At 56.7% G+C, this 23,895-nt stretch carries 25 protein-coding genes; 11 read left to right on the plus strand and 14 right to left on the minus strand.

Annotation, left to right across the window (positions count from 1 at the left end; genetic code table 11):
• Nucleotides 1–168 precede the first annotated feature (168 nt).
• The 4 genes from gcvA to Q1K07_RS10595 form a co-directional block, all read right to left on the minus strand.
• Nucleotides 169–1,056: a transcriptional regulator GcvA gene (gene gcvA / locus Q1K07_RS10580; protein ID WP_149285463.1), complete on the minus strand. Its 888-nt coding sequence runs from the start codon at nucleotides 1,054–1,056 to the stop codon at nucleotides 169–171.
• A gap of 268 nt (nucleotides 1,057–1,324) precedes the next feature.
• On the minus strand, nucleotides 1,325–1,666 hold the full coding sequence (locus Q1K07_RS10585; RefSeq protein ID WP_300310559.1) for an AzlD domain-containing protein: 342 nt from the start codon (nucleotides 1,664–1,666) through the stop codon (nucleotides 1,325–1,327).
• A complete protein-coding gene (locus Q1K07_RS10590) occupies nucleotides 1,663–2,382 on the minus strand; it encodes an AzlC family ABC transporter permease (protein WP_300310561.1) in 720 nt (239 codons plus the stop codon). Before Q1K07_RS10590 ends, Q1K07_RS10585 begins: the two co-directional genes overlap by 4 nt.
• Nucleotides 2,379–2,912 carry a helix-turn-helix transcriptional regulator gene (locus tag Q1K07_RS10595; RefSeq protein WP_300310563.1) on the minus strand — a complete coding sequence of 178 codons (534 nt, stop codon included), beginning with the start codon at nucleotides 2,910–2,912 and terminating at the stop codon, nucleotides 2,379–2,381. The genes Q1K07_RS10590 and Q1K07_RS10595 overlap by 4 nt, the downstream gene beginning before the upstream one ends.
• A gap of 447 nt (nucleotides 2,913–3,359) precedes the next feature.
• Between Q1K07_RS10595 and nfsA the strand changes: the two genes are divergently transcribed.
• Nucleotides 3,360–4,091, plus strand: coding sequence for an oxygen-insensitive NADPH nitroreductase (gene nfsA / locus Q1K07_RS10600; protein ID WP_300310565.1), 732 nt, complete (start codon nucleotides 3,360–3,362; stop codon nucleotides 4,089–4,091).
• Nucleotides 4,092–4,540: 449 nt separating this feature from the next.
• Here the strand turns inward: nfsA and Q1K07_RS10605 are convergent, their stop codons facing one another.
• Nucleotides 4,541–4,963: a CBS domain-containing protein gene (locus Q1K07_RS10605; protein WP_149285458.1), complete on the minus strand. Its 423-nt coding sequence runs from the start codon at nucleotides 4,961–4,963 to the stop codon at nucleotides 4,541–4,543.
• A 484-nt stretch (nucleotides 4,964–5,447) separates the two neighbouring features.
• Here Q1K07_RS10605 and Q1K07_RS10610 point away from each other — a divergent pair, with 484 nt between their 5' ends.
• From Q1K07_RS10610 to gltS, 10 genes are all read left to right on the plus strand, one after another.
• Nucleotides 5,448–6,041: a YqaE/Pmp3 family membrane protein gene (locus Q1K07_RS10610; RefSeq protein ID WP_300310568.1), complete on the plus strand. Its 594-nt coding sequence runs from the start codon at nucleotides 5,448–5,450 to the stop codon at nucleotides 6,039–6,041.
• A 166-nt stretch (nucleotides 6,042–6,207) separates the two neighbouring features.
• Complete coding sequence (locus Q1K07_RS10615; protein WP_300310570.1) at nucleotides 6,208–7,080, plus strand: carboxylate/amino acid/amine transporter; 873 nt, start codon at nucleotides 6,208–6,210, stop codon at nucleotides 7,078–7,080.
• A gap of 124 nt (nucleotides 7,081–7,204) precedes the next feature.
• Nucleotides 7,205–8,086, plus strand: a complete 882-nt coding sequence (locus Q1K07_RS10620) for an NAD(+) kinase (RefSeq protein ID WP_300310572.1) — start codon at nucleotides 7,205–7,207, stop codon at nucleotides 8,084–8,086.
• A 16-nt stretch (nucleotides 8,087–8,102) separates the two neighbouring features.
• Nucleotides 8,103–9,104 (plus strand): metallophosphoesterase, encoded by a 1,002-nt coding sequence (locus Q1K07_RS10625; protein WP_300310715.1) that lies wholly within the window; start codon nucleotides 8,103–8,105, stop codon nucleotides 9,102–9,104.
• A gap of 238 nt (nucleotides 9,105–9,342) precedes the next feature.
• On the plus strand, nucleotides 9,343–10,185 hold the full coding sequence (locus tag Q1K07_RS10630) for a rhomboid family intramembrane serine protease (RefSeq protein WP_300310574.1): 843 nt from the start codon (nucleotides 9,343–9,345) through the stop codon (nucleotides 10,183–10,185).
• A 13-nt stretch (nucleotides 10,186–10,198) separates the two neighbouring features.
• A complete protein-coding gene (locus Q1K07_RS10635; RefSeq protein WP_149285453.1) occupies nucleotides 10,199–10,483 on the plus strand; it encodes a DUF1315 family protein in 285 nt (94 codons plus the stop codon).
• Nucleotide 10,484: 1 nt separating this feature from the next.
• Entirely contained in the window at nucleotides 10,485–11,303 is an 819-nt protein-coding gene (locus Q1K07_RS10640; RefSeq protein WP_300310717.1) for a DUF2797 domain-containing protein, read from the plus strand.
• Between the two features lie 422 nt (nucleotides 11,304–11,725).
• Nucleotides 11,726–12,436: an IclR family transcriptional regulator gene (locus tag Q1K07_RS10645; RefSeq protein ID WP_300310576.1), complete on the plus strand. Its 711-nt coding sequence runs from the start codon at nucleotides 11,726–11,728 to the stop codon at nucleotides 12,434–12,436.
• Entirely contained in the window at nucleotides 12,433–13,383 is a 951-nt protein-coding gene (gene hutG / locus Q1K07_RS10650; RefSeq protein ID WP_300310579.1) for a formimidoylglutamase, read from the plus strand. Before Q1K07_RS10645 ends, hutG begins: the two co-directional genes overlap by 4 nt.
• 84 nt (nucleotides 13,384–13,467) lie before the next feature.
• On the plus strand, nucleotides 13,468–14,673 hold the full coding sequence (gltS, locus tag Q1K07_RS10655; RefSeq protein WP_300310582.1) for a sodium/glutamate symporter: 1,206 nt from the start codon (nucleotides 13,468–13,470) through the stop codon (nucleotides 14,671–14,673).
• An 80-nt stretch (nucleotides 14,674–14,753) separates the two neighbouring features.
• Here the strand turns inward: gltS and Q1K07_RS10660 are convergent, their stop codons facing one another.
• From Q1K07_RS10660 to Q1K07_RS10700, 9 genes are all read right to left on the minus strand, one after another.
• Nucleotides 14,754–15,170 (minus strand): hypothetical protein, encoded by a 417-nt coding sequence (locus Q1K07_RS10660; protein WP_300310584.1) that lies wholly within the window; start codon nucleotides 15,168–15,170, stop codon nucleotides 14,754–14,756.
• Between the two features lie 11 nt (nucleotides 15,171–15,181).
• Nucleotides 15,182–16,510 (minus strand): sulfite oxidase, encoded by a 1,329-nt coding sequence (locus Q1K07_RS10665; RefSeq protein WP_300310586.1) that lies wholly within the window; start codon nucleotides 16,508–16,510, stop codon nucleotides 15,182–15,184.
• 279 nt (nucleotides 16,511–16,789) lie between these two features.
• Nucleotides 16,790–17,803, minus strand: coding sequence for a LacI family DNA-binding transcriptional regulator (locus tag Q1K07_RS10670; protein ID WP_300310588.1), 1,014 nt, complete (start codon nucleotides 17,801–17,803; stop codon nucleotides 16,790–16,792).
• Nucleotides 17,804–17,919: 116 nt separating this feature from the next.
• On the minus strand, nucleotides 17,920–18,852 hold the full coding sequence (locus Q1K07_RS10675; RefSeq protein WP_300310590.1) for a 3-keto-5-aminohexanoate cleavage protein: 933 nt from the start codon (nucleotides 18,850–18,852) through the stop codon (nucleotides 17,920–17,922).
• Nucleotides 18,853–18,940: 88 nt separating this feature from the next.
• Nucleotides 18,941–19,870, minus strand: coding sequence for a 3-hydroxyacyl-CoA dehydrogenase (locus Q1K07_RS10680; RefSeq protein ID WP_300310592.1), 930 nt, complete (start codon nucleotides 19,868–19,870; stop codon nucleotides 18,941–18,943).
• A gap of 35 nt (nucleotides 19,871–19,905) precedes the next feature.
• Nucleotides 19,906–20,679 carry an SDR family oxidoreductase gene (locus Q1K07_RS10685; RefSeq protein WP_300310594.1) on the minus strand — a complete coding sequence of 258 codons (774 nt, stop codon included), beginning with the start codon at nucleotides 20,677–20,679 and terminating at the stop codon, nucleotides 19,906–19,908.
• A gap of 98 nt (nucleotides 20,680–20,777) precedes the next feature.
• Nucleotides 20,778–22,049 carry a TRAP transporter large permease gene (locus Q1K07_RS10690; RefSeq protein ID WP_300310596.1) on the minus strand — a complete coding sequence of 424 codons (1,272 nt, stop codon included), beginning with the start codon at nucleotides 22,047–22,049 and terminating at the stop codon, nucleotides 20,778–20,780.
• Nucleotides 22,050–22,051: 2 nt separating this feature from the next.
• Nucleotides 22,052–22,588 (minus strand): TRAP transporter small permease, encoded by a 537-nt coding sequence (locus Q1K07_RS10695; protein ID WP_300310598.1) that lies wholly within the window; start codon nucleotides 22,586–22,588, stop codon nucleotides 22,052–22,054.
• 143 nt (nucleotides 22,589–22,731) lie between these two features.
• Nucleotides 22,732–23,727 carry a TRAP transporter substrate-binding protein gene (locus tag Q1K07_RS10700; RefSeq protein WP_300310601.1) on the minus strand — a complete coding sequence of 332 codons (996 nt, stop codon included), beginning with the start codon at nucleotides 23,725–23,727 and terminating at the stop codon, nucleotides 22,732–22,734.
• Between the last annotated feature and the right edge of the window lie 168 nt (nucleotides 23,728–23,895).

The following is a 23,895-nucleotide window of genomic DNA, read 5'->3' on the forward strand; positions in this document are numbered from 1 at the left end:
GTCAGTCATTGGGCATGTTTTGGTCAGGCAAGCCTGGGCGCTACTCCAGGTTCGTCATTGGCACTTTTGTGGCGACTTTTGCCAAGGAGAGAGCCAACAATAAGGCTCGAATATCGAACTCATTGAATCTAGGCCAAGATGGGTTGGCTGAAGAATGAAGGTGGGAAGTTATTGCGTATTGGCCAATAGTTCACGCATCCAGGATAAAAATTTCAGCAGTGGCTCGGATGGCTTCATGTTTCGCGGCCATGTCAGGTAATAACCTTCACCTGTTTTGCACGTGGTCTCAAAGGGCGCAATAAAACTGCCATTCTGAAGTTGGCGTTCTATGAAGACCTTGACTGCGATAGCCACACCAATGTTCATCGAGGCCGCTTCGTAGGCCAAGGCTGAGTTGTCGAAGCGAATACCGGCATCGGCGTCGATGTTGGCGCCGGCCGACGAAAGCCAGCTGGCCCAGTCGTTGGGGCGTGCCATGGAGTGCAGTAGGCGTATGCGGGACAGGTCCTGTGGTGATGTCAGTTTCGCCGATTCCATCAGCGCCGGGGAGCATATCGGGATGAGCTCGATGTCCACCAGCTTCTCGGCATGCAGGTCGGGCCAGTCGCCGCGGCCAGAGCGGATGGAGGCGTCGATATTCTGCGTGTCGAAATCCACCGGTGACAGCGAGGACGACAACCTGACTTCGATCGATTCGTTGGTGTCATGGAAGTTGGCCAGTCGGGGGATCAGCCAGCGTTGCGAGAAGGTCGTATAGGACTGAATCGAAAGAATATCTCTTCGGCCCCGGCGCGACACCTTGCGCGCGGCACTGCCGATATCCTGAAAGGCCTGAGTGATGCCTTCATACAGCTCCTTGCCCTCGCGTGTCAGCTCGATCCCTCTGTGCAGTCGCCGAAAAAGGGCGACACCCAGGTAGTCCTCGAGCACCCGAACCTGGCGACTGACGGCGACCTGGGAAACGTTCAGCTCCTCAGCTGCGCTGGTCAGGCTGCAAAGCCGTGCTGCGGCTTCGAAGGTTCTCAGTGGGTTAAGGGGAGGGAGGGGGTATTTCATTTCACCACCGTAAAAAGTAAAGGCAGGGCACCTTTACGTCTAGATTGAGCTGACGACGAGAGCGTCGACAACGGCACGAATGGTATCACGCACTAGGGTGACCGCCTTTTCCGACTTTGGTCTCGTCGCATAGTCATGCAGAGGAGGTAACTTATCTCTGCGGGGCGATGAAAGGGTCCACCATCACTCGAGAGCTTGCCTTGCGTTTGGATGCCTCTGTGATTGAGTGCACTGCATGTCTAGGGATGGCGGAAATATGCATCATGGCTTACAGCATGCTACCCACCACGATCACCATCCCGAAGGTCGCGACGCCTGCGGCGACTGGCCAGCCAAGGCTTCGGCTGCGATACCATACTCCGAAAGTGACGATACAGCCGAGGAGAGTGGCACTCCAGCTAGTGGTGTCTGGTTGCTGAGGAATCAGTGATACGCCAAGTACCGCGGCAATCATCAGCGGGCCGAGGATGCCGAGCCATTGGGGAAGTGCGTCAACATCGCTATTGGCCTGTTGGCGCAAACGCTTGCGCATCCATAGCAATGGCAGCATGCGCATGGCGAGGGTGCCTAGTGCCGTGACCAGTACAGCGACCCATAATTCACCGCTCATGTCGTGCTTCCTCCGCGTGGTTGGATGGCATAGAACGCTGCAGCACCCAAGGCAGCGGCCAACGGAATGGCCACATTGCTGTAACTGAATACAGCCAGGGCAAGTGCCGCAAAGGTCGCAACTGACAGGGCGAGTACCCAGCGGATGGAGGTACAGCGAGGTATCAGCAGCACCAGGAACAACGATGGCAGGGCAAAGGGCATGACTTCACTGAGCAGTGGCCAGCTCTTGATCATCCAGTCACCGGCAATGGCGCCCAGGGCGGAGCCGGCTACCCAACTGCCCCAGGCCAGTCCGGCGGCTCCGGTGTACCAGCCGATTCGTTGTTGTTCGGGCATGTGTGGCAAGCGGCTGTGGGCGAGAGCGAAGATCTGGTCGGTCAATCCATGCATCAACCACGGCCACCAACGATTCCTGGTCAGCCAGGGGGCAATGTTAGGTGCATAAACGACGTGTCGAATATTGATCAGCAGCGTCATGGCAACCGTCAACCAGAGGGGCGCGCCACCGGCAGCCATACCGACAAACAGGAACTGGGAGGCACCGGCATAAATGAGCGTCGAGATGACGACGGTTTCCCAGGCATTGAATCCGGCCTGAACCGAAATCAAGCCAAAAGAGATGGCAATCGGAATATAGGCACCGAGCAGAGGGATGGCGTCACGCATGCCCGTAAGCCAGGGGCGGGAAGATTGCAAGAGGGCTTGTGAGCTCATGGGGCTGCTCCTCTTGAAGAGGCATAAATGATGGTGACCAGCAAGGTCGCCCAGCTTTCTCCCGTCGTGTATTGATGAGGTCGGTCTGCTTCGAAATCCGTGCTTTCACCAGCCTTGATATATTGCAGTGCACCTTCAGGCCCAATCTGGATCTCACCACTGATGACAGTGATGGTTTCTCGTGCACCAGGGGTATGAGCTTCCGCATGTCGGCTGGTATGAGGGGCGCAGCGCATCCAGTAGGCATCCACTGGAGGATTTCCCTTGCCCTGATCAATCAACTGGACTTGCACACCGTCTTCACCCAACGGTATGGAAATCGGCTTGACCAGGGTGCCAAACGGCACCTGTAGCTGGACGGCCAGGCGCCATAATGTGTCCAGGGTGGGGTTGCCCTGGCCCTGTTCGAGACGAGACAGGTTTGACTTGGCGATACCTGCCTGAGTGGCCAGCTGCGATAACGACAGACCTTGAGCAATGCGCAGAGACTGCAGGTGCTCACCCAAGGTGCCTAGAGAAAGGGTATCCATGTGCAATATGTCCAGAATTTCGCTAGCCGTCCAGGTGCTATCCAGCAGCCTGGCAAGGCATCACGTTGGTGGTCTGAAGCTGACCTTTGAGAGCGTTCCATTTATCGAACGTTCGATAAATGGAACATTAGAGGCGTTATATGAAGACGTCAAGCCTCGTCTTGGCCATGGGTCGAGCCTGTCCACAGGGAAATGCTTGGCCGAGTACTGGCTGGGCCGCGGGCAGCATCGGGCCACGAATAAAAGGTACTCTGAGATACGCTGGCTTGGGCGGTTTTATACCGCCGGCGGCGAAGAGCAGCGGCCATTGCCTGGCTCGGAGTCCTCATGACATTATCATTAGCAGGGAAATGATTTTCTCAATGCGGTAACCTATGCGCATACTTCTGGTAGATGTTTCAGCGTCTCCTGGAGAGCATCGTCCACCGACTTGGTTTACTGAACATCATGAACTCGACCATCGAACTTCTGAAATCCCACCGTTCCATTCGCAAGTTTACTGACCAGCCAATTCCACGGGAGCTGCTGGTCGAACTGATACAGGCTGGCCAGGCGGCGGCGACTTCCAGCCATGTGCAGGCTTACAGTGTCATTCATGTCAAGGATCAGGCGAATCGCGAGCTGATCGCCGAACTGGCGGATGGGCAGTCCTATGTCGTATCCTGTGCTGCTTTTCTGGTGTTCTGCGCAGACATGAAGCGACCCACAGAAGCTTCGGAGCGCGCAGGCTCTCACGTCGTGCGCGGGATGACGGAGCAGTTGCTGGTAGCCAGTGTGGATACCGCGCTGTTTGCCCAGAATGTGGCCATCGCTGCAGAGTCGGAAGGGCTGGGACTCTGCTATATCGGGGGGATTCGCAACAATCCCCAGCAAATCAGCGATCTCCTGCATCTACCCAAGCATGTCTATCCCGTGTTCGGCATGTGTCTTGGTTATCCTGCACATCAGCCAGATATCAAGCCACGATTACCGGTGGAAGCGATTCTCAAGGAGGATTACTACACCGATGACCAAGCCCTGGTAGAAGCCTTTGATGACTCCATGCATGCCTATTACCAGTCGCGCAAGGGCGGTAACAAGGACTCCAACTGGTCACGCAACCTGCGCCCTCTGTTCGATGACAAGCTACGTGCCCACATGCGGGAGTTCCTGGTCGAGCGTGGCTTCGAGATGAAGTGAACCGAGCGCAGATCCAGTACTCAGAAGAGCTGGATGCTGTTCCAGCCGCGACCTAGGGCTGTGGAGACCGCTTTCTCGGCGCAATGAAAAAAATCTGAACGCTGAGAGAACTTTTCTGAACAACGTTGTCTGAGTAAGTACAGACAACATGCGCGATGGCAGTCGTTAGCAGTGTTGTTCTGGTTTGCTAAATCGATCTTTGTCGCCCCATGTTCTGCATGGGGCGTTTTTTTTAATGGCCAGGCCTGGGAGAACTGTCTCATGAGCTGCGGTGTGGGCTGTCATATAAACAGCCGGAGACTGAGTCAGTCGGCAATAAGGCGCGTGATGAGGAGGGCTACCTGGTATGAGCATGCCTCAGGCCCTGGTCATCGGAGACCAGGGCCGAGTGGCAAGCACCATTTGGTGAGAAGATTTGGTGATAAGAGTGGCAGGACAAGAGTGGCACGTCAGGCGCTACGCAGTTGTCGACGCATGCTCAGCACCGCATTGAGAACGTCTCGCCGGGTGACGATGCCTATCAGGCGGCCTTGTTCGGTGACAGGGTAGATCTTGGGCTTGGCGCCCAGCATCTCCTGAGCCAGGTCGACGATACTTTTGGTCGGGGAGACGGTCAGCACTTCGTTGCGCATCAACTCGTTGACCAATGGGGCCTCGACATCCAGATACAGGCTTTCGATCACCTTGCCCAGGACATCCTGCTCTGAAATGAAGCCGATGACATGGTCGTGACTATCGACAACAGGGGCCCCCGGTAAGCGGTGGAGCGCCAGTCCTTCTGCCAGTGTGGAAATCGATGTCGTGCCAGTGACCCGATAGCAATCACGGGACATGATGTCGCGGACAATGGAGGGAGGGGCTTTCAAGGGCATGGTTGCTCTCCTGGTTGTCAAGGACGGTTACCTCTGTCCGTCCTGTTCTACACGGCCGGTATTCGGGCGGCGCAGGATGCTTGCAGAGCCGTTCAGTCAATGCATGAATTCAGCGTAGCTCACTACAGCATGAAATATGGGTAAGAGAATGCTGAAATATACTTGTTGGTCCTGCATATCAGGCCATAGGATCGGGGCGGCAAAGGAAACACTGCATAAATGCCTGCGCGTGCGAATCACTGGGCTACCCTTCGGGCCATCCGAAGGATGTTCCAATTCGCTCCCGGCGAACTGGTGCGCGGTGCTCACCATCCTCACCTATACCCCATAGGCTCCGGTTGCTGTGCTCCGTGCGCCTTGTGCGACCCACATGGATGTGGGAAGTGCGATTGTTCGTCGGGAACGAACATAGCCTTCATCCCGCTCGGCTGATTTATTCAGCGATTCCCGAACCACGCTCCGGCATAAAGCGAGAGACCAGCCTATGGATGCGAAAGAGTACCTGGCCCGAAAAGGGCTTGATGGAAAGAAAGACAAGGAGAAAGCCACGACCCTAGAAGAGAAGGCATGGGAGCGTGCCCGTGGCTCTCATGACCACCGTCCCAAGGCCGGAACGCCGCATGATTGGGAAGACTGGGAGCGCTACCATGATGTGCTCGCCGAAGGTGCAGAACAGCTGGAGCAGAAGGTCGATCATCAGGCGCATCACGATGCTGTTGCCCCCCCCTCTGACCGCGGCAGGGCAGCGGGTGGTGTGGAGCACTTTACACCTGAACCCACACCGGGTGCCGCCACTCGGGCTTCCGTCTCCTCTGAAACCCCTGAGCAGGAGCGTCCCCATCCAGGAAGCGTACGCTCCCAGGAGGGAATGGCTCGGGTGTTGATGGCATCGCCTTCAGCACGCTTGGCGCTGCTGCTGCTGGCGGTCTTGCTACCTCCTCTGGCGGTTGCCGTGAGCGAAGCTGGCCCTCGACGTACGGCTCTTGCCTTCATGCTGATGCTGTTGGGATGGCTGCCCGGAGTGGTCTATGCGGTATGGTGGCTGCTGAAGCTGTATCGTCGTCATCAGGAAGAATAGTCGTTGTTATACCGTTATCTTCCATAAAGGGAAGTCTCCTGAGCATGACGCCTTGCTGCTCATGAGATATCAGAGTGGCGAGGAAGCATCCGTATTTCCCATGTTCAGCAGTGCATGCAGGTTGCCGTATACTTGCCGTCAACTTGAGATTGTTATGGAGTTGACGGTGAGCCTGCTTGTCCTGGTGACAGCCCTTTGGGCCTTTTCGTTCTCATTGATTGGTGTCTACCTGTCCGGTCAGGTAGACAGCTACTTTGCTGTGCTGATGCGGGTAGGACTGGCATTTCTTGTCTTCTTGCCATTGCTCAGGCCACGCCTGTTGCGTCCCAGGCAAATGGTGGTGCTGTTGGGGGTGGGAGCACTCCAGCTGGGCGTGATGTACATTTTTTTCTACCAGTCCTTCTTGTTGCTGTCGGTTCCGGAAGTTCTGCTGTTCACCATTTTTACGCCCATCTACATCGCATTACTGGATGACCTGTTGTTTGGCCGTTTCACGCCGTTCTATCTGCTGACTGCCATATTGGCTGTCATTGGGGCTGCGGTCATTCGTTACCAGAGCGTCAGTGAAAGCTTCTGGGCAGGTTTTCTGGTCGTGCAGGGAGCCAATCTGTGCTTTGCCCTGGGACAGGTCGGCTATCGCCGTTTCTCGGCGACCCTGCCTGACGAACTGCCACGTCACAGTGTCTTCGCCTGGTTCTATCTCGGTGCCCTGGGGGTGGCATTGCCTGCTTTCTTCCTGCTAGGCAACGTTCAGGCATTGCCGACAAGCGGGCTGCAATGGGGAGTGCTGCTGTGGCTCGGGCTGGTCGCTTCCGGGCTGGGGTTCTTCATGTGGAACCTGGGGGCGGTAAAGGTTGATGCCGGAACGCTGGCGATCATGAACAATGCACTGATACCGGCAGGGCTGCTGGTCAATCTGGTGATCTGGAACCGAGATGCCGATCTGATGAGATTGGCACTGGGAGCTGTGATCATCGGCCTCTCCTTGTGGCTCAATCACTGGTGGAAGAAACGCCAGGAAGCTGCCTTGGTGTCCTGAGGTGAAGGTAAACCAGGCGTCCTGAGGCGCATCGGGAAACCCGAAGCCACCCGATCATGCGGCGGGTTTGCCCGCTTCCCGGCAGGTCGCCATAATGAGCGCCTGCCTAGCGAAGGATGCGTGCATGCAAGCGTTCAAGAATATTGGTCTGATCGGTCGCCCGGGGAGTGCCAAGGTACTGGAGACTCTCAAGCGCCTGATCCGCTTTCTGGATAACCAGGGCTACCATGTCATCGTCGAAGACAGGACCGCTTCGACATTGCTGGAACGAGGCCATGCCGAAGCCAGCCGTCGGCTGCTCGGCGAGTTATGCGATCTGGTGATTGTGGTCGGAGGCGATGGCAGTCTGCTGGGAGCCGCGCGTACCCTGTGTCATAGCGGTACGCTGGTGCTTGGTGTCAATCGCGGCCGCCTTGGTTTTCTGACGGATATTTCGCCAGATGAACTGGAAGAGAGGGTCGGTGAAGTCCTGGCGGGCAAGTATGAAGTGGAACAGCGCTTCCTGCTTGATGCAGAGCTTTACCGAGGGGATGACCTGGTCGGTAGCGGCGATGCTCTGAACGAGATCGTGCTGCACCCGGGAAAGGCCGTGCGCATGATCGAGTTCGAGCTGTTTATCGACGGCCAGTTTGTCTACAGCCAGCGCAGCGATGGCCTGATTGTGGCCACGCCCACGGGGTCCACGGCATACGCCATGTCCGGTGGTGGTCCTATCATGCATCCCAAGCTGGATGTTCTGACATTGGTTCCCATGTTTCCTCATACCCTGTCCAGCCGGCCTATCGTGATTGATGCGGCCTGTGAAATTCGGGTACATATCGGTGAAACCAACCAGACATACCCGCATATCAGCTGCGATGGTCAGACTCGGGCTGTAGCCAAACCTGACGATGTATTGGTGATCCGCCGCAAACCGAAGTGTGTGCAACTGGTGCATCCGCTCGGCCACAACTTCTACGATGTACTGCGTAGCAAGTTGGGCTGGAGCCACCGGTTGGGAGATTGAGGTGACAGCCAACGTATTGGAAGGTTACGACCTGATTGGTGATGTGCATGGCTGTGGCGCAACCTTGGCTGTGCTGCTGGAACGCCTGGGCTATCACTTGAAGGGCGGGGTGTATCGCCATCCTCGGCGCAAGGTGGTCTTTCTTGGCGACTTGATCGACCGTGGGCCGCGTATTCGGCTGGCCGTGAGCATTGCCAAGCGCATGGTGGAGGAGGGCGAAGCCTATATCGTGCTGGGCAACCATGAAATCAATGCCCTGAGCTATACCCAGAAGGCCCCACCTGGGCTGGAACGTGAATGGCTTCGGCCACATACCCCTCGGCATAATCGCATCATCAAGGAAACGCTGGATCAGTATCACGATCATCCGCAGGAATGGGATGATGCGCTGACCTGGTTCGCCAGCCTGCCCTTGTGCCTCGAGATCGATGGTATCCGTGTCGTTCATGCTTGTTGGGATCATGCCAGGGTCGACAGGCTTCGTGAGTTGAATCCCGATACCTGCATCGACGCGGAATTTCTGGTCAGGGCCTCGATTCCGGACACCGAGGAGTTCGATATTCTTGAGCGCCTGACACGGGGTGGGGCGATCACGTTGCCGCAGGGAGTGGTGATTCACTCCGGGGATGGTTTCTCCCGGCGTACTTTCAGGACGCATTTCTGGGCCCACGATCCCATTACCTGGGGAGACGTGGTGTTCCAACCGGATAACTTGCCTCAGGGGCTGGAGGGGCGGCCACTGTCGGGCGAGGAGAAGGCGTCGCTGAGCTATTATGGCCCTGATGAGCCGCCCTTGTTCATCGGACACTACTGGTGCGAGGGCATTCCTGCCTTGCCTGCGCCAAATATTGCTTGCCTTGACTATAGTGCGGTCAAGTTCGGGCGACTTGTGGCCTATCGCCATAGTTTCGCCGACTACGCAAATACCGGACGCCTTGATGCCGATAACTTTATCTGGGTGCCTGTTCCCCGGGATGCCAATGCGCGGCTTACTCCTCGAGAGATGGAATTTGACTGATACAAAACATTACAAATTATTTTTGTCCAGTCGTGAAACCTTTTCCCCAGGTCAGCGTCAGAGTAGGTGTTCCCTTGAATGATCCCTTGCTCTTGTCCGGCGGCCCCCTCCGCCGGACTTTTTGTATGTGTATGATTTCCTTTCCCGCGTCAGGATCAGGGTGTGATCCCGGCGTACAGACAGCCATGAGCGTGAAGACAGCCATGAGCGCACAGACAGCCAGCGTGCAGGAGGCACCATGTATCGGATCTTGCTGATCCCTCACGATATCGATACCCGCGAGTTGCGCCAGGCACTGTGGGCACACCGGATTGGCCACCGTTTTACCAATGAAGAAGAAGGACAGGTGCTGTGGCTGGCGGATCCAAGGCAGCAGGGGGCAGTGGAGGAACTGTTGGGTCGGTGGCAACGGGGAGAGGCTTTGACCCCGCCTCCGCAGGCACAGGCTGGAACTTCTCTGGATTGGCAGCGTGTCCTGCGCCATCTACCGGTCACGGTATTGACGTTGGTGCTGAGCCTGATTGTCTTCGGCGCCCAGGCGCTGTGGGGTGACATGGCGCTGATCTGGATGACGATCGTTCCGGTAGGTATCAGTGGAGGAGCCCTGGCGGTGGGAACACTCGCCGACAGCATGGCCTCCGGGCAAGTGTGGCGGCTGATCTCACCGATCTTCCTGCATTTTGGCTGGATGCACCTGATCTTCAACATGATGTGGCTATGGTACTTCGGGCGCCAGATCGAGCTGCTCAACGGTCCGTTGCGCATGTTCATTCTGGTCATCGTGGCCGGGGTGGCAAGCAACCTGGCACAGTACGCTACGGGGAGCGTGTTCTTCGGCGGCATGTCGGGCGTCGATTATGCGCTGTTGGGCTATGTCTGGTTGATGATGCGCAGGGCTCCGCAAAGTGGCTTCTTTGTACCGCAGATGCTGGTCGTGTTCATGCTGCTGTGGATGGTATTCACGATGACGGGTTTTGCTGGGCTGATCGGCTTCGGTAACGTTGCCAATGCCGCTCATCTGGGAGGGCTGCTCGTGGGGTTGGCGCTCGGCTGGTATCATTCACGCAAACCAGCCATTTAGTGTGGATGTTTCGATGAGTGACATGACCTTCGAACGAATGATTTCCCAGATGACACCGGCCATTTACGAGAGCCTCAAGCAGGCGGTGGCGCTGCGCAAATGGCCTGATGGGCGGCGCCTCACCCAGGAGCAGACCGAACTGTCCCTGGAAGCGGTGATTCGCTACGAAGTCGAGAACAATGTTCCGCCGCAGCAGCGCGTGGGGTATCTGGAACAGCGCACGTGCGGTGGTTCATCCAGTGGCACCGATATTCCTGCCGAACTGGCAGGTCTGGGCCGGGATGCCAGTCGTGACTGACATGCTTGCCAGTGGTTGCCTGACCAAGATGTCCATCGAACCGGCCACTCCCGCTCGCTACACCTTGCGTGCGGGGGAGGCGCGTCTGCCGCTCAATGATTATCTCGGCAAGCCCTTGAGTCTGAGATGGACAGGTGCCATCGCCTGTACCCATTGCGGTCGACCCAGCAAGAAAAGCTTCGGCCAGGGGTATTGTTACCCCTGCTTCAAGCGTCTGGCGCAGTGCGATTCCTGCATCATGAAACCTGAATTGTGCCATTTCCACGAAGGCACCTGCCGTGAGCCGGAGTGGGGCGAGCGCTTCTGCTTCCAGCCTCATATCGTCTATCTGGCCAATGCCTCCGGACTCAAGGTCGGTATCACACGTGCCAACCAGATGCCTACTCGCTGGCTTGACCAGGGCGCGGTCCAGGCGTTGCCGATCATTGCCGTGGACAGTCGCCAGCAATCCGGTTTTGTCGAAGTGCTGTTCAAGAACGAAGTCTCGGACCGCACCAACTGGCGAGCCATGCTCAAGAACGATACTGCAGAGATCGATCTGGCTGCCGAGCGCGATCGGCTGCTCACCACTCTGGCTCCTGGCCTTGAGGAGCTGCACGAGCGTTTTGGCCAGGATGCCATCCGTGTGCTTGACGAGCCTGCACAGCGCTTCACCTATCCCGTGCTCGAGTACCCCACCAAGGTGGTTTCCCACAACCTTGATAAGACGCCGGCCATCGAAGGGGTGCTGATGGGCATCAAGGGTCAGTACCTGATGCTTGATAGCGGTGTGATCAACTTGCGCAAGTACACGGGGTACGAGATTGAACTGATGGTGTGAGGTTGCCCCGGGTCCGCTGTTTCTCTACTGTCCTGTCAGGTCGTGTCGGTTGCTCGAGGCTTCCCGCGGCCTGGCTGTGTTTTCCCTCCCGTATCATTGCCTTCCCTTTCCTTCATCCTGCCTTGGCTGTCTCGCAGCCAGGGGGGGCGTATTCTATTGATGAATCTCTATTAGACTAAAGTATCGTCATCGATTTCTCGTAAATTGATAATGATTTTTCCGAAAACTCGTCAGTAGGGATACGATTTTATCGAAAATATTCTTATTGATAGCGCTCTCGCCGAACGTGAACTCTGCACAGACATGTCAGTTGGATACATGTGCATTGAGAAGTACTGGAAAAGTACTGAAAAGGTGTTTGAAAGCACTGGAAAGGTGTTTAAAAAGTGCTGGAGAGGTGTTTGAGAAGCGGGGAGAAAACGATGGGACCATCCGACCGCATGCTGGCGCTGCTGTGTTGCCTGGCGAATGGCGATGAAGCCATGACCGTCAAGCAACTGGCCGATAGTACCGCTCAGCCGGTTTCCACCGCCTACCGGCATCTTCGCCAGTTGCTGGCCTGGGGGCTGGTCAGCGAGCGTGCCAATGGCCGCTATGCTCCCGGCGCTCAGGCGGTGCGTTTGCAGCAGGGTTTTCTGCGGCGCAATGAACTCATGCGCTGGGCAAGCCCTGTGCTGATGGAACTGACCGAGCGAACCCAGGAAAGCTCTGCCTTGCTGGTGGCATTGCGGGACCACGCCCTGTGCGTCGAGATGATCGATAGCCCTCAGCCACTACGTTGCTGCTACCGACAGGGACAGGTCCAGCCACTGGTAAAGGGTGCTAGTGCGAGAGCGCTGTTGGCCTGGATGTCGGATGCCGAACGCGAGATGGCGCTGGCATTGCGAGATGAGCAGGAGCGCAATGTGGCATTGCAGGGATTGGTCGACATCCGCGAGCATGGCTTTGCTGTCAGCCTTGGCGAGATCGATGAAGGCGTGTGGGGAGCCAGTGCCCCAGTGCTGACACCACGTGGTCAGTTGAAAGCGGTGGTCAGTGTCATGGCACCGCAAAGCCGAGTGTCCGGGCGTGAGGAATGGCTCGCCTGCCAGACCCGTGACAGTGCGCAACGCTTAGGAGAACTTTTGCAGTGACATCAGCATGGTACAGCACAGAGTGCCACCGTTTATGGCGTGGGCGAGAAGACCCTGAGGAAAATGGCGATACGCGCCGTTGGCATCAGGTCATGCAGCCTTACAGCGAAAAGTCTGTACCAGGACATGCCTTGCTTGGCCTGAGCTGTGACGCAGGTGTTGCACGCAATCAGGGGCGTGCCGGGGCCAGGCAAGGGCCCGGCGCCTTGCGTGGTCAATTGGCTAATCTGGCCTATCACCTTGATGCTCCTTTGTTCGATGCCGGAGATATTGTCTGCGAAGGCGATGCTCTGGAAGACGCCCAAGCGCTGTTTGCTCAGCGTGTTGCAAGTCTGCTTGGTCAGGGGCATCGCGTCATCGGCCTGGGAGGAGGACATGAGATCGCCTTTGCCAGCTTCTCTGGGTTATTGCGTCAACGCCTGCAGTCCTCGGCATTGCCGCGGCTGGGCATTCTCAACCTGGATGCGCATCTGGACCTGCGCCAGGCGGCACGCCCCAGTTCGGGAACGCCTTTCCGCCAGTGTGCCGAACGTTGTGCGGAGCATCAGGTAGGGTTTCATTACACCTGCCTGGGCGTCAGTCGTAGCGGTAATACGCGGGCATTGTTCGATAGAGCACACCAGTTGGGAGTCGACTGGGTCATGGACGAAGACTGCCTCGATGAATGTACCGGAGCTGTGCAAGAGGCTGTCGATCGCCTGCTGGCCAAGGTAGATGCCGTCTATCTCACCGTGTGCCTGGATGCGCTACCGGCATATGTGGCACCAGGCGTAAGCGCACCTTCGGCACAAGGCATCTCCCTGCGTCTTGTCGAGGACGTCATTGACTATGTGCGTGCCCGTGTCGAGCTGCCGGTATGTGATGTTGCAGAACTGAATCCTGAGCTGGATATCGACCAGCGCACCGCCCGTGTCGGTGCACGTATTGTCGAACGCCTGGCCCGCTGAGGTCATCGACACTTTCTTGAAAACCGGGCTCGGCTGCAGACAAAAGGCCTTCTCGTGCCCGCATAACGTTTCTGGAGCGAAATCATGAATCTGCACCTGGATGCCGTGACGACCACGGCATTGGCCTTGCTGTTGCTGATGCTGGGGGGCTGGCTGAAACGACGCCTGAACTGGCTGGAACATTTCTGTGTTCCCACCCCTGTCATCGGCGGCTTCGGTTTTGCTCTGCTGGCCTGGTTGTTGCGTGATCTGGGGCTGGTCGAGATAGACATGGACATGGCCATGCAGTCGCCACTGATGGTGGCCTTCTTTACCACCGTAGGACTGGGAGGCAGCCTGGCCCTGTTGAAGAAAGGCGGGAAGGCGCTGTTGATCTACCTGCTGGCATGCTGGACCCTGGCCTTGATGCAGAATGGCATCGGCATTGGCATGGCGCATATGCTGGGGCTCGATCCGTTGATCGGCCTGATGGCCGGTGCGACGTCGCTGGAAGGGGGCTTTGGTGCGGCGGCTGCCTTCGGGCCTGAAGCTGAAGCACTGGGGGCACAGGGGGCCACGACGGCAGCGATTGCCTCGGCCACCTTCGGCATGATCGTCGGCGGCATTATCGGCGCCCCCCTGGCACGCTGGATCATCGACCGTCGTCGCGTGCGGATTGAAGCCGAGGATGTGCATGGCCTGGAGACACTGCAGCAAGAAGGGCGCCCCAGCATTGGTCGCATTGATGGTTCGGTATTGCTCAAGGTATTGGCCATTGTCTTGCCGGTAATGGTGCTGGGCGCATGGTTCAAGGAGAGCCTGGGAAGTCATCTCGGTATCATCCTGCCCAGTTATGTCGGTGCCATGTTCGTGGCCATCGTGCTGCGCAATCTCAACGATCGCTTTGCCTGGGTCGAACTTCCTGACAATGCCCTGGCTGCCATCGGAGATGTGGCCCTTGGCGTATTCCTGACCATGGCGATGATGGACCTGAAGATCTGGCAACTGCAGGAGATGGGCGGGTCGTTGCTGATCATTCTGCTGGTGCAGACAGTGGCTATCGTCGGGCTTGCGCTGCTGGTGCTGTTTCGCTTGCTTGGTCGTAACTATGATGCCGCTGTACTCACTGCCGGTTTCGTCGGTCATGGTCTCGGGGCAACACCGAATGCCGTGGCCAACATGAGCGCCGTATGCGAGCACTACAAGGTCGTGTCGCACAAGGCTTTCATCATCGTGCCATTATGTGGTGCGGTGCTGATTGATGCGGTTGCCATTCCTGCGATTACCTGGTGCCTCAACGTGCTGGCATGACACCTTGACTGATACGCATATGTGCGGCCCCTTTGATGTCATCAAAGGGGCCGCAGTGCTATCAAGGCATCATGAAAGCGTCATGAGGAGGGCGCAGATTCCCCGGCCGAAGCAGCAGGAGGCATCAGGTTCGGTGGCAGGTTCTGGCGCCGGGTTTCATGCTTGGGGCCGTAGTGGCTGGAGAGGTAGTCAAGAATGGTGTTCTCCATTTCCGGGGGAAATTCCCATAGCCCCTGGGTGTCCTGCATCCAGGTGATCAGGTCGGCCCAATGCTCTCGACTGCCGCGGTTCTGCGTCACCAGCTTGGCGGAATGACAGATCGTGCAGTTGTTCTTGACCGTTTCCCAGCCATCGGCAATCACTAGCCCAGTGTCTGCATCGACATCCTGTGCCGCGGCTGCATGGGTCAGCAGTGCGCTGGCGGCCAGCGAAGCGAGCAGGCCAGCCAGTGTGCGCCTTGCCAATGACCATTGATGCTTGCGTGATGTCATCACCATGATGCCCCTCCTCAGACGACCTGAACCGCAATGCGATGGCAGGCATTGTTGAGGTAGCCCTTGGGGTTCCATCCAGGTACCACCATGGGTTGGGACTGGCCTTTCTCGTCCACGGCTCGGGCCCAGATCTCGTAGTAGCCTGGCTGGGGGAAGTTGATGTCGGCAGTGAAACGTTGCCAGGCCAGGCGATTGGGAGCTTCCTTGAGGTTGGCCTCTTGCCAGGTAACACCAAAGTCGATCGACACATGCAGCTTGGCAACCGACAGGTCGCCGGCCCAGGCATGGCCGCGAACCTCCAGTACCTGATCCGCAGCGTGTTCTATGCCCGAGCGGGGGTAGGTGATCAGTGACTTGACCGGCATGGAGTGAATGGTGACGAATTCGTCCTCCGGCACTTCGCTGCCTGGCGCCACTGGCGTGGCCGGTATGCTGTAGGAGGGAGGTGCCATCTTGGGACCATCGTGCTTCTGGTTGCGTATGACGATCTTGTTCAGCCACTTGCCGGAAACGGAACCTGGCCAGCCGCCACACACCAGGCGCAGCGGATAGCCATTCTGGTAAGGGATATCCTCGTCGTTCATGGCCCAGGCAATCAGAGATTCGTCCTCTAATGCCTTGCTCATGGGGACACCGCGCGAGATGGCGACCTTGCCGGCAGCACCACTGGCATGTCGGTCAGCACCATAATAGCCGATATAGACAGCGTCTTCGGCGATACCACAGGCCTCCAGTACATCGCGCAGACGTACGCCAGTGAACCGAGGACAGGCGACGGCACCGGTAGTCCATTGGTTGCCGCCAGTTGCGGGCACAAATTCATAACGGCCATTGCCACCGCATTCCACTTGCAGCTGATAGGTATGAGTGTCAAAGCGCTCTTTCAGCTCGTCTATCGTGAATGTGGTAGGGGTGACGCAGGATTCTCCGGTGATTTCCAGTGTCCATTGGCTGGTGTCGATACTGTCGCGTTCGGGAGGGAGGCCATTGTTACGCACGAACATGTGGCGTGCGGGTGTCACATCGTCATCCAGCAGGTGAGCAGGCGTCTCGGCGTTGATGGGACGGTCATTGAGGACGACCAAGCCATCCTTCCCATCAATGGCAAAGGGTTCCTCACTTTGAGCCAGTGCTGCGGGAATCAATCCACCTGGCATGAAACGAGCAAAGGGAATACTGGCACCGAGTACTGCGCTCATGGCAAGCAGGCTTGATCGCTTGAGAAACCCTCTGCGCGTGACCGGGTCCACCTCACGCCCCCAAAGGCGGCGATCAGCATCGGCTGAATCTTCGGCGTATAGCGCGTGGATGCCACGGTGCTGATCTCCATTTCGGCGACTCATGACGACCTCCTTATATTGAAAAATTATTAGTTAATAGGAGATGGTTAGTTTAGATGCCGTTCACGTAGCGCGCGAGAGACAGTCGCACGTTCTTTATGGGACCAGTGGCTCGACTGGCTGACTCATGTTCCCATGAATCGCCGAGACCCCTAGGATCGGAAGGGCACCCTTCTTCCTTTGAGCCAAACACCCAGTGCTGGGAGCAACGATGTGAACTGCCTCCCGAAGGTTGGATGGGGTGTCCAACTTTCGGGGGGCAGTTCAACGCCCGGGGATAGGTCAGCGCTTGAGAGGAGGGCGAGTGCTTCCGCGTACCATGGGGACGATCGGCAGTTTGATGTGTTGTGGCTGAGTTTCCTCATCACGAACCTGGTGCATCAATAACTCGGTGGCTTTGATCACCATGTCATCAATGGGTTGTGCAACGGTTGTCAGGTCATGGCTGGGCCATGCTGCCATGGCAACGTTGTCGAAACCAATCACGGCAACATCCTCGGGGATGCGTAGCCCGAACTCATGACGTGCTGTTTCCATGACGGCAATGGCCATCAGGTCATTGGCGCAAAAGATGGCATCAGGCGGAGACTCACGGGAAAGCAGTCGTCTTGCCGCTTGGCAGGCATCTTCGTGACGATAATGGCCAATGTCCTGATAGGCCAATGTGTGTCCGGCTGCCTCGAGCCCTGCCACAAAGCCATCACGACGCTGCTCACTGGTAGAACTGCCTGCCAGGCCTGCCACGAAAGCCATCCTCTCGTGACCAGCCTTTACCAGATGCGTGGCCGCCCAGAAACCACCATGGAAATTGTCGCAGCCCACCTGGCTGATGCCTGCATAATCCACGGTGCGATTGATGATGACCGTCGGTATCCCGACATCCGCCAGCATGGATGCCTGATCGACACTGAGGGTAATGGCCAGCATCAGCACGCCTTCCACCTGGCTGCGGATCAGGCTGTCGATCACATCATTGACACTGTCGCCTGGAGTGGCGACGAACAGCTGGAGATGGTAGTCCTGTCCCTGAAAGAAGCGTGCAGCTCGTTCCAGCACCATGGAGTAGAAGGGGCTTTCAAGGCTATGAATCACTACTGCCACGGTACGGCTTGAGCGAGTGGTGAGTGAGCGTGCAATAGAGTTGGGGCGGTATCCCAATTCTTTGGCTGCATCGAGGATTTTCTGCCGGGTTGCCTCGGATACACTGGCTTTTGGAGAAAAACACCGGCTGACCGCTGACTGTGAGACCCCCGCGAGTCTTGCGACTTCTCGAGAGGTCGCTCCTTTCCTTTTCACCGTTGGTACTGTCCTCAATCTATCCTCGCTGTAAGCCTCGCTGCCAGAGGCACCGGCCCCTGGCAGTTCTCCGCATTGTAGATGAGGCAACATCGAGGTTGCGAAGGAAACTTGCCTTAGAAGGCGACGTTGTTCGCGCCCTTGAGTTGCAGCATCTGCCGCGCGTCATCAGGGCTGGCGACTTCAAGCGACAAGGATTCGAGCATCTGTTTGGCCTTGGCGACCTGGCTGGCATTGCTCTCTGCAAGCTTGCCAGGGCCTAGCCATAGTGAATCCTCCAACCCTACTCGCACATTGCCTCCCATGGCGGCGGACTGTGCAGCAATTCTCATCTGGCTGCTGCCTGCGCCCAGCACGGACCAGGCATAGTCACTCCCGAATAGCCTGTCCACCGTGCGCCGCATGTGGATGACATCTTCCGGATGGGGTCCGATCCCACCCAGTATGCCAAAGACACTCTGAATAAAGATCGGTCCTTCGATGACGCCTCGGTCAACGAAGTTCTTCAAGCTGTAGAGATGGCCAATGTCATAGCACTCGCACTCGAACCTGGTGCCGTTCTCCCCACATAACGTCATGATTTTCTCTATGTCCGAGAAGGTGTTCTTGAACACCAGGTCACGGCTGTTTTCCAGGTGCTCCCGCTCCCATTCATGCTTGAATTCCTTGTAGCGATTCAGCATGGGAAACAGGCCGAAATTGATCGATCCCATATTGAGAGACGCAAGTTCCGGCTGGAACTCGATGGCGGGACGCATGCGTTCCTCGACCGTCATGTGAGGGCTTCCCCCCGTCGTCAGGTTGATGACGGCCCCTGTGGCTTCCTTGATTTGAGGGAGGAAGCGCTCGAAAACCGCAGGATCCTGAGTGGGCTTCCCTGTTTCAGGGTCACGCGCATGCAAGTGCAGGATGGCAGCACCTGCCTCAGCAGCGGCAATGGAGGCTTCGATGATCTCCGCCGGTGTTACCGGCAGATAGGGCGACATGGAAGGGGTGTGGATGGCTCCGGTGACAGCACAGGTAATGATGGACTTGCGTGGAGTGGCCATATGGGGCTCCTTTACTGAAAAAAGACAACCTTTGCTGGAAAAGACAACCTTTACGGAAAGAGAGCTCCTTCAACGGAAAGAGAACCTTTCAGCGACGGGTTCGTTGATGGCTGATAAGGGCCATCAGGCTCTGGTCCCGCCACTGCTGGCGCGCGGCAAGATCGCTGGCCGCCACTTGCTGACGGAGTTCGCCTTCTATCGTTGTCAGCAGTTCGGGATACCAAGGGGCGGTATCGCTGCGCTGCCTATCGATGTCCTGATAGAGGGGACCATAACGCTCGGCATAGTCACAGATGCCGCCAGGTGCATTGAGATCGATGGTCTCGAGAGGCCCCATGAATGACCAGCGAAGTCCCAGGCCATGCTTGACGGTCTTGTCGAGGTCTACGGCGGATATCACACCATCATGCAGCAGCCTCATGGCCTCATTGAGCAGGGCGCCTTGCAGTCGGTTGAGAACAAAGCCTTGGATCTCTTCTCTTACCAGAACGGGCTGCTGGCCGATGTCTCGCTGCAGCTTCATCGTCATTTCCACGGCCTGAGCAGAGGTCATGGGCGTTGGGACGACCTCGACCAGGGGAATCAGGTAGGGAGGATTGACGGGGTGGGCCACCAGGCAGCGTTCAGGGTGAGCAAGGTGGTCGCTGAAATGGGAGGCCGAAATACCCGATGTCGAGCTTGCCAGTATCGTTTCCGGGGCGACGAGTGCTTCCATCTTCTGGTACAGGTCGCGTTTGACATCAAGCTGTTCTGGGCCGCATTCCTGCACATACCTGGCGCCTTCCAGGGCCTTGGCCAGGCAATCATCGAACTGTATGTGCGAAAACGTTTCAGTGGCGGAGGCCAGCAGGTCCGCGGCCACCAGATCGGCAAGCGACTGCTGGATAGCTGCCTGGGCATTTTCCAGCGCCGACTGGCTAGGGTCGTAAAGTCGTATCGCATGGCCTGCCCGGGCGAACACGATGGCCCATGCCCGGCCAATCAGGCCAGCTCCCACGACAGCAATATGTGGTGCCATTTAGATGTCCTCAAGCTTGGGGAATCAGGGGGTGATTAGAGCGATTCGACATTGGCGCAGACACTGAGCGCCTGGCCACAGATGTTGCTGCCTCCTGGTGCTGCCAGAAACAGCGCCATGGCGGCAATGTCGCTTGGCTCCACCATCTTGCGCATGGAGATCTTCGCCAGGTTCTCGGCTTCCATCTCGTCGTAGCCAATGCCTCGTTTTGCTGCCCGGTCCCTGATCACCTGCTCGATCCTGGGACCGCGCACGATCCCCGGCAGAATCGCATTGACCCGAACCCCGGCAGGGCCCCATTCACAGGCGAGGCTCTTGGTCAGTCCGACGATTCCCCATTTGCTGGCGGCGTAAGGCGTGCGATAGGCAAATCCCAGGCGTCCAGCCACAGAGGCCATGTTGATCAGGAGCCCCCTGGAAGCCTGAAGTGCCTTGGCTGAGCGGCTGGCGACGTAGTATTGGCCGTTGAGATTGATATCGATGGTCCTGCGCCACTGTTCCGAAGTGATTTCGTCGATGCCTCCCGTAGGGCCAGCAATGCCTGCATTGTTGACGACCACGTCCAGCCCTCCGAGGTGTGACAGATCGTTGAACAACCGGGTGACATGAGATTCATCGCTGACATCGGCATGCGTTGCAGCAATGCCGTCAGGCAATGCGGCAATGGCTGCTTCATCCAGGTCACAGACATGAACTCTGGCACCAGATTCATGAAAGGCCCGGGCAATTTCAAGCCCGATACCATTGGCTCCCGCGGTGACCAGTACACGGAGTCCAGGTTGAGGAACAAGGCTTTCGACAACGGTCATAGGTGTATCCTTTTGCATTGAATGGGGGCGGGGCATGAGTGAAATTCCTTTTTTCTCAAGACCGGCTCTCAAGACCGGTTCTTGAGACCGACAGCGTTTCATCGCAGCGAGGGCAGCCAGGTCGATAGAGACGGCACCATGCTGATGATCAGAAGGTTGACCAGGACAATGGCTACAAAGGGGGCGATGGCATAGGAAAGACGTGTCACGCTGACCTTGGATATCTGGGACGCCACAAACAGGTTCAGTCCTACCGGCGGGGTGAACATACCCATGGCAAGGTTGACGACCATGACGACACCAAGGTGAATCGGGTCGAATCCAAAGTTGATGGCAATGGGAAGAAGAATAGGCACCAGGATCAGAATGGCTGCAGCGGCTTCAATGAACATGCCTGCAATCAGAAGCAGAAGATTGACAAGCAGAATGAAGAGCAAGGGGCTGTCAATGGTGCCTATGACAAACTCCGAGATCATGGTAGGGACACGCAGGCTTTGGAGGATTCTTCCATACACTCCTGCGGCACCAATGATGATCAATACCACAGCCGTCATGACGGCAGCTTCCTGAAAGATCTTCGGTAGCTCTCGGAAGTGGATTTCTCGGTAGACCAGCGTGCCAATGATGAAGGAGTAGACCACCGCGACCACTGCAGCTTCTGTTGGTGTGAAAAAGCCACCATAGATGCCGCCAAGAATGATGATGGGCATGAAAATGGCCAACAGTGCCTTGCGTCCAGCCTGATAGATGTCGTGCCAGGAACTCTTTTCTTCTCCTCCATGGTGCTTGCGTCTGGCATAGAAATAGGCATAGACGATCAGGCTGAAGGTGAGCATCAGGCCCGGTAATACGCCAGCGACAAACATGTCTCCTACTGAAACATCTGCAGCGATGGCATAAAGAATCAATGGAATGCTTGGGGGAATAATGACACCCAAAGCCCCGGAGGCAGCCTGGTTGGAAGCCGCATAGTCGCTGGCATAGCCTTTTGCCACCATGGCAGGGATAAGAATGGAGCCAATGGCTGCCGTGGTGGCTGCCCCAGAGCCGGATATGGCGGCAAAGAACAATGAGGTGAGGATGGCCACCATCGCCAGTCCTCCGGTCATGCTGCCCACGAGGGTATTGGAGAAGTCGACCAACCGCTTGGAAATGCCTCCACTCTGCATGAGGTATCCGGCAAGAATGAAGAATGGAATGGCCATCAAAGGAAACGAGTTGACGGAAGCAATGAACTGCTGAGCAATGATCAGCATAGGCATCAAGTCACCCTGCCAGACAGTGATGGCAGAAGCGAGGCCAAGAGAAAAGGCGATAGGGACGCCAATGATGAAAAAGACGATCAATGATCCGAAGAGTAATAATGCCATGATTATGCCTCCTCGCTTTCGGGTTCTTTATGTGCGAGTTCTTGCAATGCGCATTCTTCCGACACGCATTCTTTTAACAGCAGGTCAATGGAATTGATGATGATGACGATGCCGCCAAGCGGGACGGCAATGTATGGCCACATCATGGATATTCTGGTGCTTGGCGCTGTCTGGTGGGAAACGCGGTCAACAATATCGAAACCAAAATACGTCAATATGAATGCAAAGCAGATGGAAGATAGGATGATCAGAATTCGTATCATCTTTCCAAGCACGGGGCCGGCATGTTCCAGTGCGATATCTATCGATATCAGCAACCCCTTTCTGAAGGCGAGTCCTGCACCGAGAAAGGTCAGCCATATCATGCAGAACCTGGCAATTTCTTCAGAGAAATAGAGCGGTTTTCCAATGACGAACCTGGCAAAGAACTGCCAGAAGATAAGAACCGTCATGACCAGCAGCGTGAAGGCCAGAAACCAGCCAAGAATGCCGTTGAATCTATCAATACCTGTGCGTACAGCCGCCAGAGAAAGCCTCATGAAAGGACCTCTCGAATGTCTGGTGAGTGAGAGCCTGGCCGCCGGGAATCCCCAGCGGCGGCTACCAGGAGCATGTGGCAAGGTTCATGTGTGACGGTGGTGGTCAGCCATGGCGCGACAGCGATGAACCGAGGAGGCGGGAACTAGTCACTGAAGTTGACTGCAGCATCGACAAGGTCCTTGCCAACGGTTTCCGACCATTTTTCGATAACGGGCTGGACAGCTGCCTTGAACGCAGGCAGATCAGGTTCGGTGACCGTCATGCCTTTTTCCTCGAGCTGGGTCAGGTAGCGCTTTTCCAGCTCCTGACTTGCTTCACGCTGTACGGGAAGAGCAAGTTGCGCCGCCTCGAGAATGATGGCCTGGTCCTCTTCACTGAAAGAGTTGAACAGGTCCAGGCTCATCATCAGCGGCGCAGGTGAATAGACATGCTTGGTCAGGTTCAGGTAGTTCTGCACTTCGAAGAAGTTGACGTCATAGATGGTTGCCAGAGGGTTTTCCTGACTATCCATGACGCCTTGCTGAAGCGCGGTGTAGACCTCGGTCCATGCCATGGGAGTGGCGTTGGCACCCAGTGCCTCCCAGGTATCGACCTGAACGCGGCTTTCCTGGGTGCGATGATTGATTCCCTTGAGGTCTGCCGGTTCATGGATCGGACGCACGGAGTTGGTCTCGTGGCGGAAACCATTTTCCATCCAGGCCAGAATCTTCACGTTCATCTGATCTTCGGCGAGTTGTGCCAGCTGCTCTCCGTATTCGCTATCGAGAAACGCATAAGCATGGGCATGGTCATTGAACACATAGGGCAGGTCGAACAGCATGAATTCGTCGACAAATCCTCCCATCGGGCCGGTTGAGGAGATTCCTGCGTCAATGGTGCCAAACCCCATGCCTTCAACGACTTCCCGCTCAGCACCAAGTGCATTGTCATAGTGTGGCTCGATAGTCAGTCTTCCTTCGGACAGCCGCTCGAGTTCCTCGCCAAACTTCAGGACGCCGATTCCCTGCTGGGAATCCGGACCGAGAGGCAGGCTGACGTCGATGGTTTTTTCTGTCCCGGCATGGACTGCCACAGATGTGCCAAGGGCGGTGATGCATACCATGAGACGAAGGGAAGGAAGGTAACGCGTGGTTAGCATGTCGAGACTCCCAGCGAGAGAAGTGGACTCTCGTTTTGTGATTGCGTGAGATTTGTTGTTGAAAGTGGGGAGCCAGGGAGGCACTGATCCAAGGCTCGCGGAATCAGTGTTTACCTTGAATGCATCCGGATGCAATAAGATAAATTAAGAAAGTTGATATGTGTCTAT

It is taken from the genome of Halomonas sp., assembly GCF_029263665.1.
Lineage (GTDB): Bacteria > Pseudomonadota > Gammaproteobacteria > Pseudomonadales > Halomonadaceae > Halomonas.

What these genes read in the sequence shown, in the direction of transcription:
- gcvA (WP_149285463.1), bottom strand. Translation starts at nt 1,056, where the DNA reads ATGAAATACCCCCTCCCTCCCCTTAACCCACTGAGAACCTTCGAAGCC.
- Q1K07_RS10660 (WP_300310584.1), bottom strand. Translation starts at nt 15,170, where the DNA reads ATGGTGATGACATCACGCAAGCATCAATGGTCATTGGCAAGGCGCACA.
- Q1K07_RS10690 (WP_300310596.1), bottom strand. Translation starts at nt 22,049, where the DNA reads ATGGCATTATTACTCTTCGGATCATTGATCGTCTTTTTCATCATTGGC.
- Q1K07_RS10695 (WP_300310598.1), bottom strand. Translation starts at nt 22,588, where the DNA reads ATGAGGCTTTCTCTGGCGGCTGTACGCACAGGTATTGATAGATTCAAC.
- Q1K07_RS10665 (WP_300310586.1), bottom strand. Translation starts at nt 16,510, where the DNA reads ATGAGTCGCCGAAATGGAGATCAGCACCGTGGCATCCACGCGCTATAC.
- Q1K07_RS10640 (WP_300310717.1), top strand. Translation starts at nt 10,485, where the DNA reads ATGCTTGCCAGTGGTTGCCTGACCAAGATGTCCATCGAACCGGCCACT.
- Q1K07_RS10685 (WP_300310594.1), bottom strand. Translation starts at nt 20,679, where the DNA reads ATGACCGTTGTCGAAAGCCTTGTTCCTCAACCTGGACTCCGTGTACTG.
- Q1K07_RS10610 (WP_300310568.1), top strand. Translation starts at nt 5,448, where the DNA reads ATGGATGCGAAAGAGTACCTGGCCCGAAAAGGGCTTGATGGAAAGAAA.
- nfsA (WP_300310565.1), top strand. Translation starts at nt 3,360, where the DNA reads ATGAACTCGACCATCGAACTTCTGAAATCCCACCGTTCCATTCGCAAG.
- Q1K07_RS10605 (WP_149285458.1), bottom strand. Translation starts at nt 4,963, where the DNA reads ATGCCCTTGAAAGCCCCTCCCTCCATTGTCCGCGACATCATGTCCCGT.
- Q1K07_RS10590 (WP_300310561.1), bottom strand. Translation starts at nt 2,382, where the DNA reads ATGAGCTCACAAGCCCTCTTGCAATCTTCCCGCCCCTGGCTTACGGGC.
- Q1K07_RS10700 (WP_300310601.1), bottom strand. Translation starts at nt 23,727, where the DNA reads ATGCTAACCACGCGTTACCTTCCTTCCCTTCGTCTCATGGTATGCATC.
- gltS (WP_300310582.1), top strand. Translation starts at nt 13,468, where the DNA reads ATGAATCTGCACCTGGATGCCGTGACGACCACGGCATTGGCCTTGCTG.
- Q1K07_RS10585 (WP_300310559.1), bottom strand. Translation starts at nt 1,666, where the DNA reads ATGAGCGGTGAATTATGGGTCGCTGTACTGGTCACGGCACTAGGCACC.
- Q1K07_RS10620 (WP_300310572.1), top strand. Translation starts at nt 7,205, where the DNA reads ATGCAAGCGTTCAAGAATATTGGTCTGATCGGTCGCCCGGGGAGTGCC.
- Q1K07_RS10630 (WP_300310574.1), top strand. Translation starts at nt 9,343, where the DNA reads ATGTATCGGATCTTGCTGATCCCTCACGATATCGATACCCGCGAGTTG.
- Q1K07_RS10645 (WP_300310576.1), top strand. Translation starts at nt 11,726, where the DNA reads ATGGGACCATCCGACCGCATGCTGGCGCTGCTGTGTTGCCTGGCGAAT.
- Q1K07_RS10595 (WP_300310563.1), bottom strand. Translation starts at nt 2,912, where the DNA reads ATGGATACCCTTTCTCTAGGCACCTTGGGTGAGCACCTGCAGTCTCTG.
- Q1K07_RS10680 (WP_300310592.1), bottom strand. Translation starts at nt 19,870, where the DNA reads ATGGCACCACATATTGCTGTCGTGGGAGCTGGCCTGATTGGCCGGGCA.
- Q1K07_RS10635 (WP_149285453.1), top strand. Translation starts at nt 10,199, where the DNA reads ATGAGTGACATGACCTTCGAACGAATGATTTCCCAGATGACACCGGCC.
- Q1K07_RS10675 (WP_300310590.1), bottom strand. Translation starts at nt 18,852, where the DNA reads ATGGCCACTCCACGCAAGTCCATCATTACCTGTGCTGTCACCGGAGCC.